The following is a 15195-nucleotide window of genomic DNA, read 5'->3' on the forward strand; positions in this document are numbered from 1 at the left end:
AAATCATTGCAAACATGGGGATGTCAGGGGCGCATGATGAAAGTAATTCAAACACAGCTTAAGGATATGCCGTCCTCTCTGTTGGCAGAATTAGGAACGTATCGCTATAGCGTTTTTGCGCGGGGTGAAGGTTGGTCTATCCCGCCGCGCTTAAGTACGCCCGGACAGGAGTATGATCGCTTTGATCGCTCCGATGTCACCTGGATGATCGCCTGGAATGCGCGCCAGGGGATTTGCGGCTGTGCACGTTTGTTGCCCTGGCATGAACCAGAAGTGCCTGAAGGCATGGTGCTGCCGTTCGATCAGGAAAAAGTCTGGGAAATGTCACGCTTTTCAGCACGCCTTGAGGTGGATGCAGAACTGCCACTGACGATTTTGTGGCATGCGGTGCAGTTGGCGGAACTCAGCGGTATGGAGTACCTGATCAGCTCAGCAACGCCGATGCTGGAAAAAATGTTTGAGCAGCACCACGTCGTGTACGAACCTTTATCACCCGGGTTGATTCAATCTGAGGATAATCTGTTTGCCATTCGTATTCCGGTTCATCAACCGGCACTGGCGGACAAGTATCGTGGCACACGCCGGTTTAGTCCGGAAGAGGTGCTGCCGTCACTGGGTGTTTCAGTGAACTGGCAGTCGCACAGTTGACCACCCCGCGCATTGCGCGGGGCTTCACCGCTTACTGACGGTAGGCGGTTTTAATCTGACGAATGGTGTTGCTGAACACTTCCGCCTGCGGCTTATCCGCTAACGCGCTTTGCACATAGCGCTCCATGTTAATGATCACCTTACCGGCATCCGCCTGACCCATCCCTTTCAGAATCAGCGTCACCATCATTTTCAGGCAAGCGACTTCATCGGCCAATGCCTGGGTATCCCGCGATGTTGAAAAGTCTTCATCACTCATCTTTGACTCCTTGGTGGTGTTACTGAATGTAGACACAATATCTGTGTGTAAAAAACAGAGTATATCATATGGTTGAATGAGGAATTTATCCCAGGCGAAGCGGTGGAGATTAAACCTACATTAAATGGATGTTTGCGTTATTAACAGGCAGGAAGAATCAGGCGTTGAAGTTATTTTTATTAAGCAAAGCTCAGCGGTCAATGAAAAGAGCATAAATTATAACATAATGATATTAGTCACAATTTCACATTTTAATTCTTGCATGCTAAGCGTTTCACTCAAAAGATATCTGGGATTGAGCTTAATTTGATGTGTATCATTTCATTTGAGATTTATCTGCGTAGCCAGATGTTTTTTCCCCGGCAAACCCGGTAAGATGGCCCTCCTGAAATATATTTTTCCCCTCACTAACCTGCGGAGTACGTCCCGTTGATCAGTCTGCTTCTTGTTGATGACCATGAACTGGTACGCGCCGGTATTCGCCGCATACTGGAAGATATGAAGGGATTGGTAATTGCCGGGGAAGTGGCTTGTGGTGAAGACGCGGTGAAATGGTGCCGCAGCAATCCGGTCGACGTGGTGCTGATGGACATGAATATGCCGGGCATCGGCGGTCTGGAGGCCACGCGAAAAATTGTGCGCTTCAATCCTGACATCCGCATTATTATGCTGACCATCCATACCGAAAATCCGCTGCCGGCAAAAGTAATGCAAGCCGGTGCGGCGGGTTATCTGAGCAAAGGTGCGGCCCCGCAGGAAGTGGTGAGTGCGATTCGTTCGGTGCACTCAGGCCAGCGCTATATCGCATCAGATATTGCGCAGCAAATGGCGCTTAGCCAAATCGAGCCGCAAAAAGCCGAATCGCCCTTTAGCTGTTTGTCGGAAAGGGAATTGCAGATTATGCTGATGATCACCCGAGGGCAAAAGGTGACGGAAATTTCCGAGCAGCTTAATCTCAGCCCGAAAACCGTTAACAGTTACCGTTATCGTATGTTCAGTAAGTTGAACATCAGTGGCGACGTAGAGTTAACGCATCTGGCCATTCGACATGGTCTCTATAATGCGGAGCCGTTAATCAGTAGTGAGTGACGTTTTCAATTCCAAAACCTTTCTTAGCACCGTGACCAGTCAGCCCGGCGTCTACCGTATGTATGACGCGACAGGCACGGTGATCTATGTCGGTAAAGCGAAAGACCTCAAAAAGCGCCTGACCAGTTATTTCCGCACTCAGGTGGGCAGCCGAAAAACCGAAGTCCTGGTCAGTAACATCCAAAACATCGACGTGACGGTGACGCATACCGAAACCGAAGCGTTGCTGCTTGAACACAATTACATCAAGCTCTATCAGCCTCGCTATAACGTGCTGCTGCGTGATGATAAATCCTATCCCTATATATTTCTGAGTGCAGACGCGCATCCGCGACTGGCGATGCATCGTGGTGCCAAACACGCGAAAGGGGAATACTTTGGGCCTTTCCCTAATGGCTATGCGGTGCGTGAAACCCTGGCGCTGTTGCAGAAAGTGTTCCCGATTCGACAGTGTGAAAACAGTGTTTATCGCAACCGCTCTCGCCCCTGTTTGCAATATCAGATTGGCCGTTGCCTTGGGCCGTGTGTAGCGGGTTTGGTCAGCGAAGATGAGTATGCGCAGCAAACCGATTACGTGCGGCTGTTTCTCGCCGGTAAAGATGATCAAGTAATCAACCAACTGGTCAAACGCATGGAAGAGGCCAGCTATGGATTGCGCTTCGAAGAAGCGGCGCGTCTGCGCGATCAGATTCAGGCGGTACGACGCGTCACAGAGAAGCAGTTTGTCTCCAATCAGGGGGATGACCTTGATGTGATGGGGGTGGCATTCGACGCCGGTATGGCTTGTCTGCACGTGCTGTTTATTCGGCAGGGCAAAGTGCTGGGTAGCCGCAGTTATTTCCCGAAAGTGCCTGCTGATACCGATCTCACCGAAGTGGTGCAAACCTTTGTCGGCCAGTTTTATCTGCAGGGGAGTGAAGCACGCACTTTGCCAGCTGATATTCTGCTGGACTTCAGTCTGCCCGAACGTGAGTTGCTGGCCGATTCCTTGAGTGAATTGGCCGGCCGCAAGGTCAATATTCAAAGCAAACCGCGCGGCGATCGGGCACGCTACCTTAAACTGGCGCGCACCAATGCGGCCACCGCTTTGACCACTAAACTGTCTCAGCACTCCACTATTCAGCAGCGACTAGCGGCGCTGGCCGTCTTTCTCGAACTCGACAGCATCAAGCGCATGGAGTGTTTCGACATCAGTCACACCATGGGTGAGCAGACGATAGCTTCGTGTGTGGTCTTTAACCGCGATGGACCGCAGCGTTCGGATTACCGCCGCTATAACATTGAAGGCATCACGCCCGGCGACGATTACGCCGCGATGAACCAGGTATTACGTCGTCGTTATGGTAAAGCGCTGGAGGAGGACAAAATCCCTGATGTGATTATCATCGATGGCGGTAAAGGCCAGCTGGCACAGGCGAAACAGGTGTTCGCAGAGCTGGATGTGCCCTGGGATAAAGATCATCCCATTCTGCTGGGCGTGGCAAAAGGCACTGACCGTAAAGCGGGTCTGGAAACGCTGTTCTTTGAAGCGGAAGGCGAGGGCGTTTCGTTGCCGCCAGATTCGCCTGCACTGCATGTCATTCAACATATTCGTGATGACTCTCACAATCATGCAATTTCGGGGCACCGGAAAAAACGCGCCAAAGTGAAGAACACCAGTGCGCTGGAAAGCATTGAAGGGGTAGGGCCAAAACGGCGTCAACAGCTGCTTAAGTACATGGGGGGCCTGCAACCCCTGATGAATGCCAGCGTGGATGAGATCGCTAAAGTGCCGGGGATTTCCTTCGCGCTGGCGGAAAAAATCTACTACTCGCTGAAACACTAGCATTGAAACAGGGGGGGCAATGTAGGAACATACGTTAAATTCTACTCACACCAGACAGTTACTGGCATATGCAATTTAACATTCCGACGTGTCTTACCCTGTTCCGAGTTGTACTGATTCCATTCTTTGTGCTGGCATTTTATCTGCCTTTTCAATGGGCACCTTTTGCCACTGCATTGATCTTTGTGGTTGCCGCCGTGACTGACTGGTTTGATGGTTTTCTTGCCCGCCGCTGGAAACAAACTACGCGTTTTGGCGCTTTCCTCGATCCCGTGGCTGACAAAGTGATGGTGGCCATTGCGTTGGTACTGGTCGCCGAGTATTTCCACGCCTGGTGGATTACCTTACCGGCAGCAACCATGATTGCGCGCGAAATTATTATCTCAGCCTTACGTGAGTGGATGGCGGAGATTGGTAAGCGCAGCAGCGTGGCGGTTTCCTGGATTGGCAAAGTGAAAACCACGGCGCAGATGTTCTCCCTGTTCGCCTTGCTGTGGCGTCCAGACGCAACCGTAGTGGGCGTGGGCGTGGTGGCACTGTATATCGCCGCGGTGCTGACCTTCTGGTCAATGTTCCAATATTTAAGCGCCGCACGCGGTGATCTGCTCGATAGCTGATCGATGCGATTTAAAAAGCAGCAAACGGACGCGCTGTGTGGATAATTCTATTGACTCATTGCGTCAGATAAGTAGAATGCATCGCATCGAACGGCAGCGAGTCTGCAAGAAGCTGAATAAAATCAGCGAGTTCGGTGAATTGCGGGAATAGCTCAGTTGGTAGAGCACGACCTTGCCAAGGTCGGGGTCGCGAGTTCGAGTCTCGTTTCCCGCTCCAAATTTAGTCCTCCGTTGTTAACGGATGACACATCAGAATAAAGGCGCGTTGGCAGAGTGGCCATGCAACGGATTGCAAATCCGTCTACCTCGGTTCGACTCCGGGACGCGCCTCCAATTTACACCCTGCCCGGGTGGTGAAATCGGTAGACACAAGGGATTTAAAATCCCTCGGCTTATGGCTGTGCGGGTTCAAGTCCCGCCCCGGGTACCATATTTAGTAGTCGCTAAAACCAAATAAAATCAAAGCAATATGCAGTAATGTCGTGACCGCCCAAGGGCGGTTTTTTTGTGCCTGTAATTCACTTCCGAATACCCATTTCAGTATCAATCCACGATATTAACGGCTCAACGGCTCAACGGCTCTCGGGCACGATTAACCTTAAGCTTGCGGTTGCCCCACAGGCCCTTTGCTCATCGGCCCGCCCGGAATAGGCTGCTCGGTGGGCACGTTGGGGCGTCCATCTGGCCCAATTGGCCTGTCGGATTGCTGGCAGCCTATTAACGTTGCCAGACAAGTGATAATCATCATCCCAGCGAAAAAATGCTTCATCAATAACGTCCTTTCTTCGGGCAACCCAGCGTTGCCTCCTAAGCGTAGTTGATCTCTCGCTGACTCAAGCACATAAAAAAGCTGTCAGCTCGTTGGAGATGACAGCTCAGAGACTCATCATTCTGGATGAAGTGACTCAAACTCACTTCATTAAAATCATCACCCCAGATTACCGCTCAGGCGATCGCGGAAATCGCTACTGCGGTTATCCAGTCCGATGACGGTGACTGTTGCACCGTGACGTTGATAGCGGTATTCAATGGCATCCAGTGCCGCGACGCTGGATGCATCCCAGATTTGTGCATGCGTCAGGTCAATGGTGACGACTTTCGGATCGTGGCCGTAATCGAAATGTTCGAATAAATCATTGCTGCTGCCAAAGAACAGCGGGCCGCGCACCGTGTAATAGACCTGTTCACCGTCATCGCTTAACTTGCGCTCAGCATGGATAACATGGGCAATACGACGTGCAAACAGCATCATGGCGAGGATGACGCCAATCAATACGCCCAGCGCCAGGTTGCCAGTCCAAACGGTGACCACAACCGTCAGGGCCATCACCGAGGTTTCTGACCACGGCATACGTTTTAGCGTGGCGGGTTGCAGGCTGTGCCAGTTAACAGTTTTCACTGCGACCACCATCATGATGGCCGCGAGGACCACCATAGGAATCTGCGCCATGATCTGACTCAGTCCGGTGACCAGCAGCAACAGCACAATACCTGCCGCAATGGTTGAGATGCGCGTGCGTGCTTTGCCCAGCTCAACGTTAACAATGGTCTGACCGATCATGGCACAGCCAGCGATACCGCCATAAAAACCGGCCAAAATATTACCGACACCCAGTGCCCAGGACTCGCGGCGCTTACCTGAAGGCGTATCGGTAATATCGTCCACCAGTTTGGCGGTGAGCAGAGATTCCATCAAACCCACGAAGGCGATACTCAGCGCGGTAGGCCAGACAATCTGTAACGTCTGTAAATTAAACGGCACCAGCAGCGTGGTAAATCCGGGCAAGCCTGAACTCATTGGCCCTTCATCGCCAACGTTAGGCACGCGATAACCCAGCAACAACGCCACCCCGGTGACGACGACAATGGCGACCAGCGGTGACGGGACGCTTTTCAGGATTTTGGGTAACAGCAGCACAATCGCCAGGGTCACGGCAAACAGCACCCATACCAATCCCGATTGCCCCCAGACGTGGGGAACCTGCGCGAAGAAAATCAGAATGCCCAACGCATTCACAAAGCCCAGCATCACTGAACGCGGAATATAGCGCATCATGCGGGACAGCCCGGCAAGACCAAAAATAATCTGAATGATACCGCCGAGGATTACCGCAGGAAGAATGTATTCAACCCCATGCGCGTGCACCATCGGTCCAATCACCAGTGCCACCGATCCCGCTGCTGCCGTGACCATGGCTGGGCGGCCACCTAAAATCGACAAGGTCAGACACAGCACCACCGAGGCGACAAGGCTCACTTTGGGATCGACACCCGCAATAACAGAAAAGGAGATCACTTCCGGGATCAGTGCCAGTGCGGTAATCACTCCCGCCAGACACTCACGGGTAAGCAGCGCAGGCGAGCGTAAAACGCTGCCCACGGTAATATCGTTCGCCGCAGGGGCGTGTTCTGTAGATCGGCTCATAAATGTGCAGGCTCTTTTATTATTTTGCGCATACCGTCACGGCATGGCAGCAACCAGTTGGACACTAAACGCGGATGATGTTAGCGGGCATTGAGGGATGAAGCTAGCGGGAGAGCGAAGAAGAGAGTGAGTCCGTCCCTGGAATCCGGTATTACACCGAGAGATCGTCAGGCGTTTTGTTAACCACCAGTTCGAGAAGATGACGATAAATATCCAGTTGGATCACATCATTTTCCATCTCAAGGCGATTAATCAGCGAAGCGATGATGGCTTTATTGGTGACCGGCATGCCGGCTTGCAGGATTTCAGCGATGATCTGCCCGAAAACTTCCATCTCGGTGCTGTCGCTGTTACCGGCGAGTTTAAAGTAGTCAGCGATAGCGTCACTGCTGGTGGCGGCGTTTTGCATGTATGAAGCCCTTCAGATCGGTCTGATGGCAACCTGGCCTTCAGTTCCATGATGAAAAAACTTACGCGCGGACAGGCGCGTAAGACCCAAACTCATCAACCAACGCAAAAAAGACACCTCTGAAGGTGGAAATCCAAAAACACCTTCAGAGGCGACGCAAAGTGCATCATTCGTTACGGAGCCAGTCGCTGGCTCACGGGAAATAAACTTATACAATGAACCCTAACTTGTACAATGATATTTTTGAGGGATTTGTGCTTATTATTATTTATCAGTGATTTAAATAATTTGATTTACGCGAAACTTATACAAAATAGCTGTACAGGGATAGGCTTTGTGGCAGGCCGTATCTATTTGAGAACTGAGTGGAAGGGCAGAGGCGCGCGAACTACAGTGCTAATTTAAGCAAACTTTTCATCAGGCTGACACTTTGTTTATAATAACGCACTTGTTTAGTTAGGTCTCTAATCATTAGGCTACTACGTTTTGAGTGACTATCCGCAACCTTTTTCGCGTTTATTACATCTTACGGCCCATGCATGGCGGCTGGCAGTCGATCGTCGCCTTAAAGAGAGTGGCTTAAGTATGAGCAGCTGGATGGCCATCGCGACAGTGGCCACGGCCACGGAGCCGCCGACCCAGAAAGCGCTGGCCCAACTGTTGGGATTAGAAGAAGCGAGCGTGGTGCCACTGGTAGATCGACTGGTAAAACAGCAGTTACTGGCGCGCGTGCAGCCGAAAGAGGATCGCCGTAAACGCCTGCTGGTGTTGACCGAGCAGGGCAGCGTCGCATTTGCTGAAGTGAAAACCCAGGCAGACAGCTTGCGCGCACAGTTGCTGGCAGACATCGATCCTGAAGCGCTGGCAGTGACCGAGAAGGTTTTGCAACAGCTGCTGGCTCGACTGGGAAGTATCTAATCGTGGCAAAACGCAATCCTTATGCACAACGTGAATGGCTGCCTCATGAAAAACCGATGCTGCCGGGTTCACCTTCCACCCCAATCCACTCACCCTCAAAGCGCGTGGCGTTTGGCATTATTGGACTGCTGATCTCCATCACCGGCGCGCTCAGTAATGCGCTGGTGACGGCCAATCTCACCAATCTTCAGGGCACCTTTGGCGCTTACAGCAATGAGATTGCCTGGCTGCCGGCTGTCTACGTGATGGGCAACATTTCCATCAACCTGCTGCTGGTTAAATTTCGTCAGCAGTTTGGCCTGCGGCTGTTTACCGAAGCTTTTCTCGTGCTTTACGTCATCGTGGCGTTCTTCCATATCCTGGCCAACGATCTCAGTTCCGCCATTATTGTGCGCACCGCTCACGGGATGGTGGGCGCGGCGCTAAGCTCCCTTGGTATCTATTACCAAATTCAGGCCTGGCCGGCGAAACACCGACTCAAAGCCCTGGTGATCGGCATCACCGCATCGCAGTTGGCGATCCCGCTCGCTCGTTTGTTCTCTACCGAATTGCTCCAGCTGGAAGAGTGGCGCGGTCTTTATCTGTTTGAGTTAGGGCTGGCGATGATAGCGCTCGGTTGTGTTTTGGTGGTGAAGTTGCCGCCGGGCGATCGTATCAAGACCTTTGAAAAGATGGATTTTGTCACCTTTATCCTGCTGGCACCCGGCATGGCACTGCTGTGCGGCGTGCTATCGCTGGGCCGCATCGAGTGGTGGTTTACCACGCCGTGGTTGGGTATTTCATTAGCCCTTTCGTTGGTGCTGATTGTTGCGGCAGTGGTGGTGGAACATAACCGCACGAATCCGCTGATTAACACCCGATGGCTGAGTAACGGCATGATTGTGCGATTGGGCATTGTGATGATCATGATGCGCATTGTGTTGGCCGAGCAAAACACCGGCGCGGTGGGCTTCCTGCAACAGCTTGGGCTGCTGAATGACCAGATGCGTGGCCTGGCTTTAGCGATTATCGCTGGGGTGATTTTCGGCATGATCGCCAGTGCATTGACCATCAAACCGACGCATCTCAGTTGGCCCATCGTCACCTCGCTGGTGGTGATGATCATCGCCTCGTACATGGATGCACAATCCAGCCCAGTGACACGCGGCAACAATTTGTATGTCAGTCAGTTTTTACTCGGCTTTAGCAGCGCGTTCTTCCTCGCGCCCGCGATGCTGTTAGGGATTGGCGGTGTGGTGACGCAGCCGAAAAATCTGGTGAGTTTTGTGGTGCTGTTTGGCATGAGCCAAAATCTGGGCGGGCTGATTGGCTCGGCTATACTCGGCACCTTCCAGATGTGGCGGGAGAAGTACCACTCCAGCCTGCTGGGCGATCAGCTGTCACAGCTTGATCCCAATGTCATCGAGCGCCTCAGCCAATACAGTTCACTGTTTAGCAGCCAGTTGCCCGACAACGTTCTGCTCAGCGCGCAGAGCAGCAGCCAGCTACAAGCTGTGGCCACACTCCAGGCTAACGTGCTGGCCTACAACGACACCTATTTATTGACTGCCGCGATGGCGCTGATCACCCTAATGTGGGTGCTGTGGCGATTGACGCGGCTGCGTTATATCAACTGGCGTCAGGCACGCCATAATTTGACGGAACAGCGTCAGCAAGCTTCAAACCCGACGGAGAATTCATGAGCCAACAGGACGATATTCAGGCTGCGGAGCGCGAACGCGCCAACCGCCGACGCATTCTTTCCATCGCTTTCGGCAGCGGCATCGTGATCGTTGGCGTATTGGTGATTTTATACGCCTGGCAGCTGTGGCCGTTTACCAGCACGATTCAGTCAACGGAGAACGCCTATGTGCGCGGGCAGGTCACCTTTATCAGCCCGCAGGTCAGCGGCTATCTGACCGACGTGAATGTGGTGGATTTACAACCGGTCACCAAAGGGCAGTTACTGATGACCATTGACGATCGTATCTATCGCCAGCGCGTGCATCAGGCGCAAGCGCAGCTGGATATGAAAATCGCTGCGCAAAACAATAACCAACAGCAACGCCGCAGTGCGGAAGCCAATATTCTCAGCAATAAAGCTGCGCTGGAGAATGCCAAAGCCCAGGCGCTGAAAAGCAGCCTTGACCTGAAGCGTGTAGAAAATCTGGCGGCCGATGGGTCGCTCTCCGTGCGTGAACGTGACGCGGCGCGTGCCGCTAACGCGCAGGCGCAAGCGCAACTTCGCCAGGCAGATGCGCAGGTTGCGGTATCGCAGCAGAGTTTACAAACGGTCATAGTGAATCGCGGTTCCCTGGAAGGCGATGTCGCCAGCGCTAAAGCCGCACTGGAACTGGCCAATATCGATTTGGCCAACACCCGCATCATTGCGCCGGATAGCGGACAACTGGGTCAATTGTCGGTGCGTAAAGGCACTTATGTTACGGCAGGCACACGCCTGACCTCAGTGGTGCCGGACAACAAGTGGGTGATCGCCAATCTGAAAGAAACACAGCTGGCACGTGTGCGTCCAGGATTACCCGTGACGATTCGGGTTGATGCACTGGACGGCAAGCGTTTTGACGGCCGGGTTGAATTTATTTCCCCCGCCGCCGGTTCGGAATTCAGTGCCATTTCACCGGACAATGCCACCGGTAACTTTGTGAAGATCGCACAGCGTATTCCGGTACGTATTCAAATCCTCGGCGATACTGAAGAATTGCGTCCCGGCATGTCGGTTGAAGTCAATATTGATACTGCAGCAGAGCCGCACAAGGATGCGCCATGAAGCGGTTAATCCTCGCCTCGCTGATGACGTTGATGGTTAGCGGCTGCGCGACAGAAGTGGAAAAGGCCCCATCATCCTTACCGATCCCGGACAGTTGGCGCCAGCAGGTTGGCCCATCGGCAGCACCCGAAGCACAGTGGTGGCAACGCTTTGGCGACGATAACCTTAACCGCTTAGTGAACCAGGCGTTGCAACATAACAGCGATATCCTGATTGCCCGTTCACGGGTCGATCAGTACCGCGCGCAATTGCGTGCTGCGCAGGGGGATAATTTCCCCACGCTATCCGCCGGGGTTGCCGCCACACACCAGCGCGCATTGTCGGCAGTAACCGGGCAACCGTATGAGAATGCCGTCTTCCAGGGACTGCTGCAGGCAAACTATGACGTGGACCTCTGGGGCAGTCGCAGCAACAGCATTCTTGCCTCGCAAGCGTCTCTGGATGCCCAGCGTGCTGCAGCTTCCGCGGCTGAATTAACGGTGGCCAGTTCGGTGGCCTCCGGTTACCTCAGTTTGTGCGCGCTGGACGAACAATTGCGTGTCACCGAAGCGACGCTGGCCACGCGTGAAAACTCGTTAAATCTGGCGCAGCGCCAGTTTGAAACCGGCTATACCTCACGACTGGAGTGGATGCAGGCGGCATCGGAATATCAGACCGCCAAAGCGCAGGTGCCGCAGTTACAGCATCAAATCGAACAACAAGAGAATGCACTCAGCGTGCTGGTGGGCATGAATCCGCGCGAGATTGCCCGTACCCGCAACTTCGACCATATCAAACCGCAGACGCTGCCGGCGTTGTTGCCGTCTCAGCTGCTCAACCGCCGCCCGGATATCGTGCAGGCACAGCGTCAGTTGATTGCCGCGGATGCCTCGCTGGCTTCGGCGCAGGCCGATTTATTGCCTTCACTTAATCTGACGGCGACCGGCACGCTGCAAAGTTTTCAACTGCATCAGTTACTCGACAATCCCTTCCGCCTGTGGAGCATTGGCGGCAGCATTCTCGCACCACTATTAAATCGTGAAGCACTGACGGCGCAGGTGGATGTGGCGATGGCCGCACGTAACCAGGCGCTTTATGGCTATGAGAAAGTGGTACGCGGTGCCTTTTCGGATGTGGATAACGCGTTGGATGCCATTCGCCGCAGTGAGGAACAGCTGACGGAATTGCAGAAGCAAGAAGGCTATGTGACAGAAGCATATCGCATCGCACGTAATCGTTATCAGAACGGTTATGCCTCTTATCTGGATGAACTGGACGCGCAGCGCACCTTGTTTAACACTCAGCTCAATATTGTCTCAGTGAAAAACACTCTGTTGCTCGCACAAATCGATCTTTACCGATCGCTCGGCGGCGGCTGGCAGGGCTAAACATCATGCCACAAGCCGGTTTTGTGGCAGATTTTACGCTGTAAACCCGGCAATTTCTGCTTTTGCCATGAAATGAGGCGCTGCTTAAGTCATTCGTGCTTTTTTTTACTTGTCTTTACATATAGTGGTATTATTCGCGCGCTTTACAAAGTCTGAACGGATCAGTGCAAGTTCAATTACGCACACGGTCGCCATTAGTGGTGATTGGCTACGACAGGGGAAAAAAAGGAAATGATGAATAAAAAAGCGGCGCTTGCCTTAATCGTGACAGCGGCATTAATGACGGGTTGCGCACCGCGCACCGCGCCCATTCAGAACGTGAGCCAGACCGTTGGGCAGAGCTACACGGATAGTCAAATGCAGCGCGCCATTGTTGAAGCCGGTGCGGCCAACCACTGGGTGATTTCCCCGGCAGGCCCAGGCGTGATGAACGGTAAGCTGTCCGAGCGCGGTCATACGGCCGACATTCGCATCACTTATGCTGCAAACAGCTACCGCATTGATTACGTGAGCAGTACCAATCTGAAAGCGGGCAGTGGCCAGATCCATCGTAACTACAACCGCTGGATTCAGAATCTGAACCAGGGTATTCAGACGCGTCTTGCGGTTCAGGCCGTAAAATAAGCGCCATGCGTGATCGCTGACATAATGTTTTAAAGAAAGCGCTAACGCTGCCGAAAGAGAAAACAGGCGGGCCACGTGCCCGCCTTGTTAATCGGCGACATTCGCATGAGACGGATGACGGACTCGAACGCAAGCAGGGAAGGGATGCCGCACAGCGAAAATCTGACCATCCCTGAGGCTGAAGAAAGAATACAGGTATGAAACTCGCTTACACCCTGGTTGACTGGCACGCGATTGCACCAGGTCACAGCACTGCCGATGAGTGGCAGCACTGGGCCGGACAGCAAACCGCGTTGGACGCCACCCTACCGATCGCCAAACCCCAATTTTTGCCGATGATGACTGCACGCCGCCTGAGTGCAGGCAGCCGTGCGGCTGTGGAAAGCGGGCTGGCGCTACTGGCACGTCAAACGGTGGATGCCATTGTGTTTACCAGCCGCCACGGTGAGCTGGAACGTAATCTGCGCATACTCACGGCGTTAAAAGATCAGCAGGCGCTCTCTCCGACCGATTTTGCCATGTCCGTACACAACTCTGCGGTGGGGAGTTTAACCATTGCGGCGCGACAGCCGCTGGTCTCTTCGTCAATTTCAGCGGGCATGGACAGTTTTCAACAGGGTTTGCTTGAGGTCGCGGCTTTGCATCAGGCGGGCTACGCGCAGGTGCTGCTGGTGGATTTTGACGGCGTTGTACCTGCCTATTATCAGCCGTGGCTACCCGAAATTGACCGCTTCAACGCCCCTTACGCGGTGGCTTTGTTGCTGCAATCTGGCAATGAGTGGCGCTGCACAGCAGAGCCCGCGCGCCCCGCAGCCGAGACTTTGCCGCAAAGCCTGCAATTCCTGCAGGCGATGTTGCAAGGTGACGAACGAATGACGATTGCCGGTAAACGTCACCTGTGGCACTGGGAGCGTCATCATGGCGGATAATTCGTTAGCCCTGCGCTGGCGTGCTGGCTGCAACTTTTACTGGCGACTGGTGATGACTGCCGTGAGTTTTACGCTGTTCAGCGTGGGCGGTCTGCTGCTGTCTGTGACCTGGTTTAACCTGCTGTTGCTGATTCAGCGCGATGGCCTGCGTCGTCGTCAGATTGCACGCAGCAGCATTGCCTGGAGCTTCCGCTGTTTCCTGCGCTTTTGTCGCTTTGTCGGTGTCTACGATTATCGGATCATTGGTGCGGAGCTACTGCGCCAGGATCGCGGCTGTCTGATTGTCGCCAATCATCCTTCGTTAATTGATTATGTGATGATTGCTTCGGTGCTTCCGGAAATGGATTGTCTGGTAAAAGCCGAACTGCAGCACAATATTTTTTTTAATGGCGTCATCAAATGTGCCGATTACCTGATTAACAGCGAAGCCGATACCTTGTTGCCCGATAGCCAGCAGCGTTTAGCGCGCGGCGATACCATCCTGATTTTTCCTGAAGGGACGCGTACCCGTTATGGTGAACCGTTAAAGCTGCAACGCGGTGCCGCCAATATCGCGGTGCGTGCCGGATGCGATCTGCGCGTGGTACATATTAGCTGCACCCAGCGTATGCTCGATAAGCAAAGTCGCTGGTATCAGATTCCGCTGGTTAAACCCGTTTTTACTGTACGCGTACAATCGCGTATTGATAGCCAGGCCTTTAGTGAAGCCGAAGAAGATGCGCAGCCGCTCGCCGCGCGTCGCCTGACGCGTCACCTGCAACAGGCGCTGGTCCCTGAAGAGACAAAGTAAGTTATGCAAGCACTGATTGACGACATCAAACTGATGATTATCGACACGCTGAATCTGGAAGATATCAGCCCGGACGATATAGAAACCGACGCCCCCTTGTTTGGCGAAGGGTTGGGACTCGATTCAATCGATGCCCTTGAGCTGGGACTGGCGGTGAAAAATCGCTTCGGCGTACAGCTTTCTGCAGAAAGCGAAACCTTACGCGCGCACTTTTTTTCCGTGGCCACGCTGGCCGCGTTTGTTGAACAACAGCAAGCCTGAGAACAGTCAAAATGATGAATAAAGACGAAATTTACCAGGAAGTGGCCTCGCTGCTCACCTCGCTGTTTGAAATTGATGCCAATGATATCCGCCCGGATGCCCGTCTGTATGAAGACCTCGAACTCGACAGCATTGATGCGGTGGACATGGTGGTGCACCTGCAAAAGCGCACCGGCCGTAAAATCAAACCTGAAGCCTTCCGTGCGGTTCGCACCGTGCAGGATGTGGTGGATGCCGTCGATCAACTGATGCGCGACGAAGCCTGAT

Annotated in this window: 16 protein-coding genes and 3 tRNA genes; 16 read left to right on the forward strand and 3 right to left on the reverse strand. The window is 53.3% G+C overall.

The features are described from left to right. Positions 1-36 precede the first annotated feature (36 nt). Positions 37-648, forward strand: a complete 612-nt coding sequence (locus JK231_RS00300) for an acyl-homoserine-lactone synthase (RefSeq protein ID WP_034820307.1) — start codon at positions 37-39, stop codon at positions 646-648. Between the two features lie 31 nt (positions 649-679). On the opposite strand, the gene JK231_RS00305 is transcribed toward JK231_RS00300, so the two are convergent. Beyond that, the gene (locus JK231_RS00305; RefSeq protein ID WP_034820303.1) at positions 680-907 is read right to left on the reverse strand and encodes a DUF2594 family protein; all 228 of its coding nucleotides are present in this window, start codon (positions 905-907) and stop codon (positions 680-682) included. A gap of 429 nt (positions 908-1336) precedes the next feature. Here JK231_RS00305 and uvrY point away from each other — a divergent pair, with 429 nt between their 5' ends. From uvrY to JK231_RS00335, 6 genes are all read left to right on the forward strand, one after another. After that, positions 1337-1996, forward strand: a complete 660-nt coding sequence (gene uvrY, locus JK231_RS00310; RefSeq protein ID WP_034820300.1) for a UvrY/SirA/GacA family response regulator transcription factor — start codon at positions 1337-1339, stop codon at positions 1994-1996. Beyond that, the gene (uvrC, locus tag JK231_RS00315; protein WP_211727762.1) at positions 1989-3821 is read left to right on the forward strand and encodes an excinuclease ABC subunit UvrC; all 1833 of its coding nucleotides are present in this window, start codon (positions 1989-1991) and stop codon (positions 3819-3821) included. The genes uvrY and uvrC overlap by 8 nt, the downstream gene beginning before the upstream one ends. Positions 3822-3889: 68 nt before the next feature. After that, positions 3890-4438, forward strand: a complete 549-nt coding sequence (gene pgsA, locus JK231_RS00320) for a CDP-diacylglycerol--glycerol-3-phosphate 3-phosphatidyltransferase (protein ID WP_034820295.1) — start codon at positions 3890-3892, stop codon at positions 4436-4438. Positions 4439-4579: 141 nt separating this feature from the next. Further along, a tRNA-Gly gene (locus tag JK231_RS00325) sits at positions 4580-4655 on the forward strand. 42 nt (positions 4656-4697) lie between these two features. Then, positions 4698-4771, forward strand: a tRNA-Cys gene (locus JK231_RS00330). Between the two features lie 11 nt (positions 4772-4782). Further along, positions 4783-4868 (forward strand) — tRNA-Leu (locus JK231_RS00335). A gap of 498 nt (positions 4869-5366) precedes the next feature. Here JK231_RS00335 and JK231_RS00340 read toward each other — a convergent pair. Together JK231_RS00340 and JK231_RS00345 are read right to left on the reverse strand one after the other, a co-directional pair. Further along, the gene (locus JK231_RS00340; protein WP_166931927.1) at positions 5367-6863 is read right to left on the reverse strand and encodes a SulP family inorganic anion transporter; all 1497 of its coding nucleotides are present in this window, start codon (positions 6861-6863) and stop codon (positions 5367-5369) included. Positions 6864-7014: 151 nt separating this feature from the next. Further along, positions 7015-7272, reverse strand: a complete 258-nt coding sequence (locus JK231_RS00345) for a biofilm/acid-resistance regulator YmgB/AriR (protein ID WP_097119577.1) — start codon at positions 7270-7272, stop codon at positions 7015-7017. A 486-nt stretch (positions 7273-7758) separates the two neighbouring features. On the opposite strand from JK231_RS00345, the gene JK231_RS00350 reads away from it, so the two are divergent. The 9 genes from JK231_RS00350 (at position 7759) to JK231_RS00390 (ending at position 15194) form a co-directional block, all read left to right on the forward strand. Beyond that, positions 7759-8190, forward strand: a complete 432-nt coding sequence (locus JK231_RS00350; protein ID WP_034820286.1) for a MarR family transcriptional regulator — start codon at positions 7759-7761, stop codon at positions 8188-8190. 2 nt (positions 8191-8192) lie between these two features. Beyond that, the gene (locus JK231_RS00355) at positions 8193-9872 is read left to right on the forward strand and encodes an MFS transporter (RefSeq protein WP_211727763.1); all 1680 of its coding nucleotides are present in this window, start codon (positions 8193-8195) and stop codon (positions 9870-9872) included. Beyond that, the gene (locus tag JK231_RS00360) at positions 9869-10957 is read left to right on the forward strand and encodes an HlyD family secretion protein (protein ID WP_097119580.1); all 1089 of its coding nucleotides are present in this window, start codon (positions 9869-9871) and stop codon (positions 10955-10957) included. Before JK231_RS00355 ends, JK231_RS00360 begins: the two co-directional genes overlap by 4 nt. Beyond that, positions 10954-12324 carry an efflux transporter outer membrane subunit gene (locus tag JK231_RS00365; RefSeq protein WP_166931918.1) on the forward strand — a complete coding sequence of 457 codons (1371 nt, stop codon included), beginning with the start codon at positions 10954-10956 and terminating at the stop codon, positions 12322-12324. Before JK231_RS00360 ends, JK231_RS00365 begins: the two co-directional genes overlap by 4 nt. Before the next feature lie 231 nt (positions 12325-12555). Continuing rightward, positions 12556-12948, forward strand: a complete 393-nt coding sequence (locus JK231_RS00370; RefSeq protein ID WP_097119582.1) for a hypothetical protein — start codon at positions 12556-12558, stop codon at positions 12946-12948. 197 nt (positions 12949-13145) lie between these two features. Further along, on the forward strand, positions 13146-13877 hold the full coding sequence (locus JK231_RS00375) for a beta-ketoacyl synthase chain length factor (RefSeq protein WP_097119583.1): 732 nt from the start codon (positions 13146-13148) through the stop codon (positions 13875-13877). Continuing rightward, complete coding sequence (locus JK231_RS00380) at positions 13867-14667, forward strand: 1-acyl-sn-glycerol-3-phosphate acyltransferase (protein ID WP_097119584.1); 801 nt, start codon at positions 13867-13869, stop codon at positions 14665-14667. The genes JK231_RS00375 and JK231_RS00380 overlap by 11 nt, the downstream gene beginning before the upstream one ends. A gap of 3 nt (positions 14668-14670) precedes the next feature. After that, positions 14671-14928, forward strand: a complete 258-nt coding sequence (locus JK231_RS00385) for a phosphopantetheine-binding protein (RefSeq protein ID WP_034820252.1) — start codon at positions 14671-14673, stop codon at positions 14926-14928. An 11-nt stretch (positions 14929-14939) separates the two neighbouring features. Further along, a complete protein-coding gene (locus tag JK231_RS00390; RefSeq protein ID WP_211727764.1) occupies positions 14940-15194 on the forward strand; it encodes an acyl carrier protein in 255 nt (84 codons plus the stop codon). The last annotated feature ends 1 nt before the right edge of the window (position 15195 follow it).

This window comes from Pantoea sp. JGM49 (genome assembly GCF_018257655.1).
GTDB classification, from domain to species: Bacteria; Pseudomonadota; Gammaproteobacteria; order Enterobacterales; family Enterobacteriaceae; genus Pantoea; species Pantoea communis.